Below are 284 nucleotides of genomic sequence, written 5' to 3'. Positions count from 1 at the left end.
AACCGCGGCACGCCGCAGCACAGCAATCGTTTCCTTGTCGATGCGACCCGAGGCGTCCGTGCATGCCTGTTGTAGTTCACGCGCACCGCTCACAGTGATACTCATGCCGCCCCCTCTGGTCGATAGCCGACGATGCGGCGCACCTCGCCGTCGGAGTCCAGCAGTTCGCCGGACAGGACGAACCGTGCACCGATCAGCGCAGGGGCTCGGGAGCCCGTGACCCGCAGCACCATGTCAGGCGCATAGACGGCGTCGAGCGGCAGAGTGATCACAGCCCGATTCAG

General features: G+C 65.5%; 1 protein-coding gene. It reads right to left on the bottom strand.

What is annotated here, in order from left to right; all coding sequences use genetic code 11:
- Window positions 1-101: 101 nt before the first annotated feature.
- The coding region (locus tag RMT89_RS42390; protein ID WP_315889091.1) for a hypothetical protein at window positions 102-284 on the bottom strand (183 nt) is incomplete at its 5' end.

It is taken from the genome of Streptomyces sp. P17 (assembly GCF_032436805.1).
Taxonomy (GTDB): Bacteria; Actinomycetota; Actinomycetes; order Streptomycetales; family Streptomycetaceae; genus Streptomyces.
Note: the sequence above shows the minus strand (reverse complement) of the source record. Positions and strands in the feature narration are given on the sequence as shown.